The 10,861-nt window shown below is 59.5% G+C and carries 13 protein-coding genes; 9 read left to right on the top strand and 4 right to left on the bottom strand.

What is annotated here, in order from left to right; all coding sequences use genetic code 11:
• Window positions 1-171: 171 nt before the first annotated feature.
• Both ASD02_RS38905 and ASD02_RS00760 read left to right on the top strand, forming a co-directional pair.
• On the top strand, window positions 172-1,998 hold the full coding sequence (locus ASD02_RS38905; protein WP_244494159.1) for a phage tail tip lysozyme: 1,827 nt from the start codon (window positions 172-174) through the stop codon (window positions 1,996-1,998).
• Entirely contained in the window at window positions 1,998-4,046 is a 2,049-nt protein-coding gene (locus ASD02_RS00760) for a hypothetical protein (RefSeq protein WP_057221845.1), read from the top strand. The genes ASD02_RS38905 and ASD02_RS00760 overlap by 1 nt, the downstream gene beginning before the upstream one ends.
• Here the strand turns inward: ASD02_RS00760 and ASD02_RS00755 are convergent.
• From ASD02_RS00755 to ASD02_RS37905, 3 genes are read right to left on the bottom strand one after another with little or no spacing between them, the layout of a single operon-like run.
• Window positions 4,016-4,267, bottom strand: coding sequence for a hypothetical protein (locus ASD02_RS00755; RefSeq protein ID WP_057247420.1), 252 nt, complete (start codon window positions 4,265-4,267; stop codon window positions 4,016-4,018). The two genes, ASD02_RS00760 and ASD02_RS00755, sit on opposite strands and share 31 nt — an antisense overlap.
• Window positions 4,268-4,309: 42 nt before the next feature.
• Window positions 4,310-4,738: a hypothetical protein gene (locus ASD02_RS00750; protein ID WP_156408349.1), complete on the bottom strand. Its 429-nt coding sequence runs from the start codon at window positions 4,736-4,738 to the stop codon at window positions 4,310-4,312.
• A 58-nt stretch (window positions 4,739-4,796) separates the two neighbouring features.
• The gene (locus ASD02_RS37905; RefSeq protein ID WP_156408348.1) at window positions 4,797-4,943 is read right to left on the bottom strand and encodes a hypothetical protein; all 147 of its coding nucleotides are present in this window, start codon (window positions 4,941-4,943) and stop codon (window positions 4,797-4,799) included.
• Window positions 4,944-5,036: 93 nt separating this feature from the next.
• On the opposite strand from ASD02_RS37905, the gene ASD02_RS38900 reads away from it, so the two are divergent.
• On the top strand, window positions 5,037-6,449 hold the full coding sequence (locus ASD02_RS38900; protein ID WP_057221847.1) for a hypothetical protein: 1,413 nt from the start codon (window positions 5,037-5,039) through the stop codon (window positions 6,447-6,449).
• Entirely contained in the window at window positions 6,449-6,928 is a 480-nt protein-coding gene (locus tag ASD02_RS00740; RefSeq protein ID WP_057221848.1) for a hypothetical protein, read from the top strand. The genes ASD02_RS38900 and ASD02_RS00740 overlap by 1 nt, the downstream gene beginning before the upstream one ends.
• Before the next feature lie 176 nt (window positions 6,929-7,104).
• On the opposite strand, the gene ASD02_RS00735 is transcribed toward ASD02_RS00740, so the two are convergent.
• A complete protein-coding gene (locus tag ASD02_RS00735; protein ID WP_057221849.1) occupies window positions 7,105-7,299 on the bottom strand; it encodes a hypothetical protein in 195 nt (64 codons plus the stop codon).
• A gap of 77 nt (window positions 7,300-7,376) precedes the next feature.
• Here ASD02_RS00735 and ASD02_RS00730 point away from each other — a divergent pair, with 77 nt between their 5' ends.
• From ASD02_RS00730 to rhuM, 5 genes are all read left to right on the top strand, one after another.
• The gene (locus ASD02_RS00730; protein ID WP_057221850.1) at window positions 7,377-8,099 is read left to right on the top strand and encodes a peptidoglycan recognition family protein; all 723 of its coding nucleotides are present in this window, start codon (window positions 7,377-7,379) and stop codon (window positions 8,097-8,099) included.
• Window positions 8,100-8,126: 27 nt separating this feature from the next.
• Entirely contained in the window at window positions 8,127-8,447 is a 321-nt protein-coding gene (locus ASD02_RS00725; RefSeq protein ID WP_057221851.1) for a hypothetical protein, read from the top strand.
• A 12-nt stretch (window positions 8,448-8,459) separates the two neighbouring features.
• The gene (locus ASD02_RS39085) at window positions 8,460-8,630 is read left to right on the top strand and encodes a hypothetical protein (RefSeq protein WP_164474898.1); all 171 of its coding nucleotides are present in this window, start codon (window positions 8,460-8,462) and stop codon (window positions 8,628-8,630) included.
• A 75-nt stretch (window positions 8,631-8,705) separates the two neighbouring features.
• Window positions 8,706-9,101, top strand: coding sequence for a hypothetical protein (locus ASD02_RS00720; protein ID WP_057221852.1), 396 nt, complete (start codon window positions 8,706-8,708; stop codon window positions 9,099-9,101).
• A gap of 137 nt (window positions 9,102-9,238) precedes the next feature.
• Entirely contained in the window at window positions 9,239-10,387 is a 1,149-nt protein-coding gene (gene rhuM, locus ASD02_RS00715; protein ID WP_082555434.1) for a RhuM family protein, read from the top strand.
• The last annotated feature ends 474 nt before the right edge of the window (window positions 10,388-10,861 follow it).

The raw sequence follows: 10,861 nt of genomic DNA, 5'->3' as shown, positions 1-10,861 counted from the left end.
GCCGGGACCGATACGGCTTCAACCCTTTACAACTCGATCCTTGGCAATGTGGCGTCGTCTTCGGCAGCATCAAACCCGGTCGCGATGGGCGGCAACATGCCGAAGGTCGACAGCAAGGGTAACATCTCGACGACGACGAGCGGCGACGTCTATTCCGGCTTTATGGACACCGTGAAGGGCGGCATCACGAACCCGTTTGGCCTGGCCGCCGTCGCGTCCACCGGCAATGCGGAAAGCCGGTTCTCCTCGGGCAATGCAAACCGCTCTTGGAGCGACCCGAGCGAACGAGGTGCTCCCGGTACAGCTGGCGGCATCATGTCTTGGCGCGGCCCTCGTCTGGAAGCTCTCTATTCGTTCGCCGGCCAGAAGGGTGAGAAACCTGGTGCGATTAGCCCGCAAACTCAGGCTGAATTCTTCCTTCAGGAAGATCCGAACCTCGTCGCGGCGCTGAACAACGCGACGTCCGTCGAGGAAGCGCAGCAGCTTATGAACCGCGCATGGCAGTTCGCCGGATGGAACCGCCCTGGCGGCGAGGCGGCGGCGCGCATGAGCTCGGCGAATGCCTACCTGCCTAAGTTCCAAGGTCAGCCGCAGTCGCGGGAAGTTGCCAGCCTCGACCCGTCGATCGGCATGCCGGATACGGCGGCAGACGCAGTCACGGCAATGGCGAGCGGTACCATGCCGGCGACGAGCCCCTTTGTCTCACCGTTCGTGGATCCTGCTGCGCAGTCTGGCGCCGCTCAGGCCGGCGCATCGCTGTCAGACGAGGTCGCGGCCTATGAGCAGACGCCGGAATATGCCGCTCGGTTCCCGGGAAGGAGTGCTCAGGCGCCCGGCATGGAGCAACCGCGTGACGTTTCAGCGCTTCCTGTTCCACCTCAGTCGCAGCCGTTGCCGGAAGGTATCCCCGCGCAGTTCCAAGGTTCGCAGCAGCTTGCCAGCGCCCAAGGTGGCATGATGCCGGCTCTGACGAGTGGGGCACCCGCGAGCCCGCAGCAGATCGCCCAGGCAGAGGCAGTTGGTCAGCAGCAGCCAGCGCAATTTGCGCAGTCGGCAGGCGGCGTCGATCCCCGTCTGTACGAACTGCTGGCGAACGACTTCGCCACGCCTGAGATGAAAGCCGTTGCGCGATCGATGATCGAACAGCAGATGCTGGCCAACGATCCGATGCGCCAGCTTGAAATGAGGAAACTGCAGCAGGACCTCAATGCTCCTCGCAAGCGTGAGACCTCGGTCGTCAACGGCCGGCTGGTCGATAACCAGACAGGGCAGGTCATTGCCGAGTATCCTGATGCACAGAAGCCGACGGCGGATCGGCAAAACTACGAATATTATCGCGAGTTCGAGACACAGAACGGGCGCACACCGTTGGGCCCGCTCGAATGGGAGCAGGCGCAGCGCAAGGCCGGTGCCGGAACGACGAACGTCAGCGTCGGCGAGAGCGACAAGTTCTATGAGAACCTGGACAAGAAGAATGCTGAATCGTTCGCCGCTCTATCCGATGCTGGCATGCAGGCTCGGGCACGTATGGGCCAGATCAACCGCCTAGAAGGCATCTTCGCCAACGTGCCGCAGGGCATTGAGGGCGGCTTCAAGAAGATTGCGGGCGATTGGGGCATTCCGATCGGAGAAGGCACGAGCGACATTCAGGCCGCATCGGCATTGCTCGAAAAAATGGTCCCTGAGCAACGCGCTCCGGGTTCCGGCCCAATGTCCGATGCCGATATCAGGATGTTCCGGGCATCACTGCCCCGCATCATTAACCAGCCAGGCGGCAACGAGCTTATCTTCCAGACCATGCGCGGGATTTCGGAATACGAGCAGCAGATGGGCGTCATTGCCGATGCCGTCGCCGATCGGGAAATCACGCCTGCCGAAGGCCGCAAGCGTATCCGGGAGATGCAAAACCCGCTGGAAAACTACAAAATCCCCAACGGGCCCACCCCGAATGAGGGGACCAGGAAGACCCAGACCGGCGTCAATTGGAGCTACGAATAATGGGAACTCTCACGGTCAACGGCGTCAAGGTTCAGGTCGACGACAGCTTTAAAACGCTGTCGCCAGAACAGCAGGAAGCCACCGTCAACGAAATCGCGGCGCAATTGGCTGCAGGCGGGAAGGGAAACGCTCCCGCGCGATCCGGCGGGGTTGACGGTGCGGTTCGGTCTGTCGCGAGGGGAACGCTCGGGATTGGCTCCTATCTCGACGAACTCAATGCGGCCACCAATGCGACATTGGCTCCTGTAGTCGACCCGCTTTTGCCGGACGGCTTCGAAAAGCTGCCTGGCCAGACATGGGGCGAGCGGTACGACCAGGCCCTCAACATCCAGCGCCGGAAAGATGACGAATACGACACGGATCATCCGTACCTGTCGACCGGCTTGCAGATTGCGGGCGGCGTCGGCTCAGGTGGTGCTTTGCTGAAAGCGGCTCCCGCGATCGGTAACTATGCCCTCGGCAATACCGGTGCTTCGACAGGCGCGCGGGCGGTGTCTGCCTTGGCTGCTGGCGGCGGCACTGGGGCTATCCAAGGGTTCGGTGCGGGTGAAGGCAGTGCGGGCAATCGCGCGAAGCAGGCAGGTCGGGAAATGGCCATCGGCGCCGGGACAGGCGTTGCAATGCTGCCAGTCGCTGCCGGCGCTAGCAAGCTCGCATCGTCGCTCGCCCGCAAGATTCTTGGCGAAAGCAATGATGCCCTTTCCACTGTTACCGACCAAGCGCGGCGCTACGTCGTCGACGAGCTTTCCGATCCGTCGAAAGTCACTCGGTATCGAGATTCCCTTGAGCAGCTTGGCCCTGATGCCATGCTCGCGGACGTCGCGCCGGAATGGCTCGGGGTCGCTCGCGGTGCAGCAGCTCGGCCCGGAACACGCGGCCTTATCGTGGATCCGCTCAACGAGCGTAGCGGCCTCGCCAACACTCGGCTGCGTGCGGATGTCGCCGACAATCTCGGTCCGGATCCGGTGCCGTCGCGCGTTGATCGATCGCTAGCGGCGGACCAGGACCAGGTGAGGCGTCGCTATGGGCCGGTGATGGCGGAGAGGTCGAATTACGATTTCATCCCGATTGCCGATGCTCTCGATGACGAGATCCAGCGGATGCGCGGGCCGGCCCAGCGCCAGTTGCGGAACGTTCGGCAGATGCTCAACGTCAACGAGCAAGACCTCGTCACGACTGATCCCGCTATCGCGTTCGAAACCCGCCAGGCGATTGATGGCATTCTCGAAACGGAGCAGAACCCGAAGGTCATTTCGGCCCTGACAGAGGCGCGCCAGATGATCGACGACGGCCTGCGGGCTTCGGTGCCGCGGATCAAGGAAGTCGATGGGCAGTTCGCGGAAATCGCGCGCCAGCGTGAGGCATTGGGCGAGGGGCGTTCAATCATGAACAATGGCGCCACTGCCATGCGCCCGTCAGAACTTGATGATGTCCTTCGTCAGGGCGCTTTGCCCCAGGGCGAGATGATCGGACCGTCTGGTGTACCTCTGCGCATGCAGCAAAGCTCGCTCGGGGAGGTTTACCGGGCGATCGGCACGGAAGCCAACGACTTGAACGCGCTGCGCAAGACGGTCAGAGGAGAGGGCGACTGGAACCGCGAAAAGCTGGGTATGCTGTTCGGCGAGGAGAGGGCCGACAACGTGCTTAACTCGATCGACCGCGAGAATGTCTTTGCCGACACGGCGAACCGCGTCACTCGTGGTTCAGACACGGCCATGGGCTCGCGGTTCAATCAGTTTCTCGACGAGGTATCAAAGGGGCAGGAAATCCCCTCTGATGCGACGCTGACGGGAACAGCAGCCAAGCTGTTCAAGTCGATCATGAAGCGGGTGGTGCAGGGGAATGCCGATACCAACGCAGGCAAGCTGGCAGAAGATATCGGCCGCCTGAGCGTTGCCACCGGTACGGCGCGAGATCAGATCGTTGAGGCCATCCTTCGCCGGGGACAGCAGAATGTGATTGGTCAGCAGAGGCAATCAACAGTTCGGGCTCTGACGCGGGCTGGCGGCCTCGCCGGTTATTCGGCCCTGCCAGGTATCCGAAACTGACGGATCGCATCCCACCGGCCAAGGAAAAAGCCGACGCAAAGGCCCAATATAACCCCGTCGATAACCCAGATCAGCTCTTCGGGAACGAGATCAACGGCCCAGCGGATACCGAGATTGACCGGAATCGCGACTGCTAGAACAATCACGGCCGTAAGCACGCCGATGATTTTCAGCGCTTTGTGAGACGGCTCATGGGGATTGTGATCGATCTGCATGGACATAAAATACACGAGACGCGGATGAATTGAAGAGCATGCATGCGACTAGAACGAGCAACGTTGGGCTTCTTCGAGCGTGTCCGCCCCCTGCACGCAGGACTGGGCATCCTGGAGAGCGCGAAATAGTTTGCTGTTTCGTTGGACGTTCTCCTCGTTTTCAACCGACTTAGCACTCAGCTCCTGCGTCAGGGAATTATTTTCACGGACAAGCGTGTTGTACTTTTGGACCACGTCATCGTGCTGCTCCACAACTTCGTCTAGCGCCGATTTGCATACGAAACCTTTGAAGTCGCAGGTGTAGTTGCTGAAGCAAACCGCGTTGTCGTCCACGCATTTTCCGAATGTGCTGCAGATCTTATCGCTGTAGTCGAGACACGCAGCGTTCTTGCCGATCGGGCAGGAGAATGACTGCGCTGATGCAGAAACCGAGCAACTGACTAATGCAAGGAGCGCACCAGCCACCCGAATGGTCATAACGAAAGTCGTCAATCTATTAGGCCCCCAGAGAGAATGCGTGTTTGCAGAGCTGGGGTTAGTCCTCATCGAGCTCGTTCACTCCATAGCCGTTTCCGATAAGCCAATCGCGCAGTATTCGGCGGATCGCCTCTTCGCGCTCGATGGCATGCTCAGCCATAAAGAGTTGAACACCGCGTTCGATGTCGTCGTCCAGATTGATCATTGTCGTCCCTCAACTGCCCCGTGAACATCAAATCGAAATTGCCCAGAAGTTTCAAGGCTCCCCAACGGGGGCCTTTTTCTATGGAGAATGCCCATGCCCAGAACTGGCGGCGTCTATAGCCCTCCGGCCGGCACCAAAGGTGTGCCGAACACGACCATTCAGAGCGTGCCGTACAACACGCTGATCGACGACCTGACGGCGGATGCGAACGCAGCTCGTCCGATCACGGCCGGCGGTACCGGTGCGACATCAGCGAGTGCTGCCAGGACCGCGCTCGGCGTTGCGATCGGGACGAACGTTCAAGCGTATGACGCCGGCCTTCAGTCGATCTCGGGATTGGTAACCGTCGCCGACCAGATGATCTACACGACGGCGCTGGACGTCTACGCGACGACGGCGCTGACGGCCTTTGCCCGCACGCTGCTTGATGATGCCAATGGGTCGACGGCGCTGACCACCCTCGGCGTCTCGACGTTCATGAAAACCGTGCTGGATGATGCGGACGCGGCCACGGCACGCGCGACGTTGGGAGCGAACAACGCGTCGAACCTGACGACAGGGACCGTTGCCGACGCCCTCATGGGCGCGGCGACCTACAATTTCGGCATCGTCAACATGTCGGGACGCCTAACGCTCACGCTGGGTGGTGAGGCGATCCGTATTGATTCAGGCGACGCCACCAGCGACCCGTTTGTGTCGTTCTACAAACAGGCCACGCGTCAGGGGTACATTCAGCACAACGATGGTGCGACAACCGCATTCGGCTTCAGAATCCAGAACGACATCGCCACAGGCGGCGCAACCGCAATGCTTCTGGCAAATACCGGCGGCGTCGACGGGTGCCGTTACATCGTTGGCGCCAACAACTACGCTGTCTGGCATACCGGCAACCTAACGCTGACGGATCTCGGAGGAGTTCCAACCGGCCGCACGATCACCGCCGGCAATGGTTTGACCGGCGGCGGCGATCTGTCGGCGAACCGTTCCTTCACCCTCGGCACGCCGACCAGCGTCACAAACACCTCGACGAACAGCGTCACCACGACCAGCCACACCCACGAATTGGTGCTGACGGCTGCCGATCTCAACGGCATCTATGGCTATACGCCCGTCAACCCAACTCGCCAGGTTATCGCCGGTAACGGTTTGACGGGAGGTGGGAGCCTGGCGGCGGACCGCACACTCGCTGTAGGGCAAGGCACTGGTATCACCGTTGCTGCTACTACGGTTTCCGTCGATACCACCGTCTGGCGTGACGGCAACCAACCTACAGCCGCCCAGATAGGCAGCCTCTACGCCGGTAACTCGCAAGGCGCGATCGGTACCTACGCCTTTGCCCTCAAGAAAACCGCTGGCACCATCAACCCCGGTTCCACCGTTGCCGGCACGGATCTCTACTGGTCGAACTCCGCCAACAGCGCCGTGCTCGGAATTGATGCCGGGACATGGCGGGCCATGGGTGTCATCACCAACGCTTCCGCCTCTGTCGCAATGAGGATCTCCTGATGAGCAATCTGACAATCGAAGCCGTGAGTGATCTTCGTTGGGCCGACGCAGTCCAAGAGACACTGACTGCGAACATCAAGTTTGCAGAGTTCGACGAGCCGCACCCGTTCGGGATGAGCGCAAGCGCGGCAGTGCAATATGAGCACGAGGCCGAGTTTTGGCAGAACGCCCTTGCTGGCGACTACGGCGCAATTGCCGCGTATATCCCGCCGACTGTCGAGGAGCTGCGAGCGGCCATGCCATCCCTGACGGCTCGCCAGCTTCGGCTTGGCCTGGTGACCAACGGCATTCCCCTTTCGTCGGTCACATCGACGATCGGCGGCATGCCGGCCGGTCCTGACAAGGACAAAGCACAGATCGAATGGGAGTATGCGAGCACGTTCAATCGCATGCATCCGCTAATCGCGACCGTCGGTGCCGCGCTCGGCCTGACTGAGGAGGAAATCGACAACATGTGGTTGGCTGCGGCCGGCCTCTAATCGCAGAACGTGACGCAAAAAGGTCGGCCAACCAACGCTTGAATTCTCCAACTTTTCAGTCATAAGACCGGCTGTCTGTGAATTCGAACGCTCAGACGGGGCCTCTTCTCCTACTCGTAGGGGAAGGGGCCTTTTGCTTCCCGATTGTCCTTGGTTCCAGTCTGCCGGTCCCTGGGCTACTTCGGCGGCTTGAACCGATCGAGACGGTTGTCGGCGATGTATTTCTCGCAGATTTTCAGGTCTCGCGTAAGTTCGCTGATGCGTCGTGCGTCATCCTTTGTCCTCGCGCTTTCCAACTCAGCCTTCAGCTGATCACGCTGAGCAAGGTATCTTTTCGCGAACTCGGCGGCTCGTTTCGCTGCATCGGTCATTCTCTCGATCCTATCAACCTGAGCGTCGGTTCGACGCCGTGATGGCGAATTACCACACCCGAAACCAAAGGTGCACCATGAACACGACCGTGCAGGCTCTGCAGCGGCGCTTGATCGCGCTCGGGTTTCAGCTCCCAAAATCCGGTGCCGACGGTGACTTCGGCATTGAAAGTATCATCGCAACCGGAAATGCACTCGATGAACTGCAGTCGCTTCGCGCCTTTTCGTCGATGTACTCGCCGCCAGCCACTCCAGTCACGCCACAAGCGTTCGTGAAATCTCAGACGGTGCCGGCCGACTGGATGCCACCGGCCAAGATGGTTCGCATCATCTGCCACTGGACAGCTGGTGCTCACAAGGCGAGCGAGTTCGACCGCGGCCATTACCACATCCTCATCGAGGATGATGGCAAGCTCATCCGAGGCGGTCCGTCGATCGACTTGAACCAGTCGCCGACGAAGAAGGGTTATGCGGCTCACACGCTGAACTGCAACAGCGGCTCGATCGGCGTTTCACTCTGCTGCATGGGCGGTTCGAACGAGGCTCCGTTCGATCCCGGCAAATATCCAATGACGCGCAAGCAGTGGGACGCCCTGACTAGTGTCGTGGCGGATCTCTGCCGGCGCTACAACATCAAGATCACCGACAAGACGGTGCTCTCTCATGCGGAGGTCCAGAACAATCTGGGCATCCAGCAGCGGGGCAAGTGGGATTTCACCCGTCTCGCGTTCGACCCGTCGATCAAGGGCGCGAAGGCCTGCGGCGACAAACTGCGCGCGGAAGCATCCGCGAAACTCTGACCTTTCCAACATCGAAGGAAAATCACCATGCGCTTTCTGCTTCTTGCAGTGGCGGCCTTTGCGCTGTCCGCTTGCACCACGACCACCGGCTCGATCGACACGGCCATTCAGAAGAACCTGCCGCAGATCTGCTCGGCAGCCGCAACGGCGCATTCGGCGTTCGTTGTCGTAGCCAGCACCGGGAACATCAAACCTCGAACCATCGCGAAGGAAGCGGCTGCCTGGGCCGCGCTGGAAACCGTCTGCAAGGATCCGGGCAACGTCACCGCGGCAACCGCGCTTGTGAAGGCTGCCGAAGCCTATGCCGCCATCACGCTCGCCGTCCGCGAAGCAAAAGCCGCCAGCTAAGGAGACACGACCATGAACATTTCGAAAGCAATTGCAGCTGCCGCCGGTGGCGCGCTGACTGGTACCGCCGGCATTCCCTTTATGCCGGATGACACGCCCTGGTACGGCTATCTGGCGCTCTACGCGCTGACGATCGGTCTGCCGGCGGTGCTGACCTACTTCGCACCGAAGAACCAGCAGTAACGGCTACGTGGCCGCCTCGCGGCGGGGCGGCCACCTCCCGACAAATTGCATGGCATGCATTCACGAGGGACAGGAATGGGGCAGCAACAAGGTGATGAAATGACAACCGTCAGAGCACCAGCCTGGAAATGGGAGTGGAACCTAAACACCGTCGTGATCCTGGTCGGCTTTGCCGGAGGTCTCGTCGCGTGGGGCGCCACATGGGAGCGCCTGAGTTCCAACCAGGGCGCGCACGCCCGAACTCTTGATCAGATCGACAAGCGCGTCACCACCCTCGAGGCGTCAATGCGCTTGCTCGACAACCACGAGCTCCGCATCACGGGTGTTGAGAAGCAGGCGGCCGAGGCAGCTACCTCGATGCGCGCCGTGGAGAACACGCTGAATAGCCTATCGGTCGACACCCGAGTTATGCGCGAGATCCTGCAGCGGATCGAGGCGGGGCAACGCGAAGGCAGTTCCCTGCGCCGCTGATCCTGTGTCTTCCCCCTAGGTCGAACTGCGGCGGTTGGGGATTACAGCCCGAAATGCAAGCATCCAAGGGGCGAATGCTTGCAAATACAATCGTCGATAGCGAGCATGGAAGCATTCCCGAATCGGAGTGAATCGACATGCCGCATGACGATAATGAAGCGAAGGGTAAGGCAATTGGGGCTAAGGCCCGCGCAAAAAAGCTCTCGGCGGATAAGCGCGCAGCGATAGCGAAGAAGGCTGCAGAGGCACGGTGGAGCCGCCCGCAGACTCCGAGAGAGGAAGTGCCAACGCTGGCTAGTATCACATATGAGAGGGATGGCAAGCCAACGACGGAGCTTCATTACGAGGCCGCAGAAAATGAGATCTGGGCCACGCAAGCTCAGATAGCGGACGTGTTTGGCGTCACGGTACCAACGATCAACGAACACCTGAAAAATCTCGTTAAGTCAGAGGAGCTGGACGAGGATTCAGTTGTTAGGAAATTCCGAATAACTGCCGCAGATGGGAAGAGTTATCTTACGGCGCTCTACAGCCTCGATGCCATCATTGCGGTCGGCTATAGAGTTAGCTCGAAAGAGGCTACCCGATTTAGAAGCTGGTCCAGCAAGATTGTTAGGACGTATCTAGAGCAAGGATACGTTCTCAATGAGAAGGCTCTTCGGGAATCCCCGGACAAGCTCAACAAGCTTGCCGCAGAAGTCCGAGCTATTCGGGCGTCGGAAAAGCAAGTCTACGCCAAAGTCCGCGAGTGCTTCAGAATTTCAGCCTCGGATTATCATCCGGAAGCCGGAGAAGTTCGGCGGTTCTATATTCTGCTTCAGGAAAAATTCCATCACGCAGTCACTGGCATGACAAGCTCGAAAATCGTTCTCGATCGCGCCGATCACACCCAGGAGAATGTCGGTCTTCAGACGATGACGGGAAAGAACCCGACGATTGCCGATGTCGAGACGGGGAAAAACTACCTGAGGCAGGAGGAGCTTTACCGACTTCACCTGCTGTCAGAACAGTTCCTGCTCTACGCGGAGTCGACCGCGCTGGCGAAGCGAAAGATGACGATGTCCTCCCTCCATCAGCAGCTCGACCGTCTGTTGACCCTTAACGATTACCCTGTCTTTGATGGCTACAAGGATTACATCAAGGACGAGGCGATTAAGCACGCCAGGCAAGAGCTTATCTACTATCGGAAGCGGAAGAAGCTTGAGGCCATGGGGATCAAATACGACCCAGAGGCTTTGGCCTATGGGGAGTACGATGACATTCTCATGGGGGAGGTCGAGGCTTAGGTCGTCAGATTCCAACACGGGTCGTGGAGTGCGTGCTCGCAATCTCTTTCGCCATGCCGCTTGCGCGGGAGCGCCGAACGGGGCCCGAGGAGAACGGACTCGGGTAGCGCGTCCGGCCTCCTATCCTATGGTTACCATGCAAGGTAACGGTCGACTGGCCGCTTCCATTCCGCGTAAATATGCAACAGAGAATTTTTTCCTATTCGCGTCATATAAAAAACGTCATCGTCACCCTATATGTGGTGTAGCGTGTCTTCCTCGAAGCAGCTACTGTGCTGCTTTGTAGGGGTGTTCAACGGAACAGCGTGGCGCTGTCTCGCATTTCATATGTTAGAAAACAGCAGACGCCTTCCTGAGGAGCACCCTTCGGAGGTTGTTAACTATTTTATGTTGCACTTAGAATCAGGACTTGGGAGACGACCATGGCTGTCCGCAAATCTGTAATTTCCCCCGCTCCGGCGAGGCCGGAGCTAG

The organism is Ensifer sp. Root1252 (assembly GCF_001425885.1).
In the GTDB taxonomy this organism is placed as follows: Bacteria; Pseudomonadota; Alphaproteobacteria; order Rhizobiales; family Rhizobiaceae; genus Ensifer; species Ensifer canadensis.
This window is presented reverse-complemented; position numbering and strand designations above follow the sequence as displayed.